1 pseudogene is annotated in these 411 nt (G+C 63.0%); it reads right to left on the bottom strand.

What is annotated here, in order from left to right:
• Positions 1-72: 72 nt before the first annotated feature.
• Positions 73-411 (bottom strand): annotated as a pseudogene (locus A2J02_RS28170) (site-specific integrase); the annotation flags it as partial.

The following is a 411-nucleotide window of genomic DNA, read 5'->3' as shown; positions in this document are numbered from 1 at the left end:
GGTCGCCGTGTCCTTACCAAATTAGATGCAGCGCACCTGTCTCCGGCCCGCGTAGAAACTGATGGAGCTCCCTCAAGGCATGGCAGGGATTCCGAGCGATGTCATGGCGTTCGGGCCTGCCGTTCGGTCGAGGCTGACGAGCTTCGTTGCTGCCGCGGTGAGGCTGGTTTGGAGGCCTTCGGCTTCGCCGGTCCAGCCGTTGTTGCGTGCCTCAGCGATGCGGTCGCGGAGGTTGGCGATGATCTCCGTCAGCCGTACGCGGGCGTTGGGGTCAACCTGCTGGCTGGGGCATCGGATGCAGGCATGTTCGTGCTTGCATGGGGTGTTGTAGGGACGCCCGCAGGTTCCGAGTTCGAGTTTGCGATGCTCGAAGTGCTGCTGAAATTCGTTCCACTCCGCGTCGGTGGGGCT

Origin of the sequence: Rhodococcus sp. EPR-147 (assembly GCF_001647185.1) — a bacterium.
Taxonomy (GTDB): Bacteria; Actinomycetota; Actinomycetes; order Mycobacteriales; family Mycobacteriaceae; genus Rhodococcoides.
This window is presented reverse-complemented; position numbering and strand designations above follow the sequence as displayed.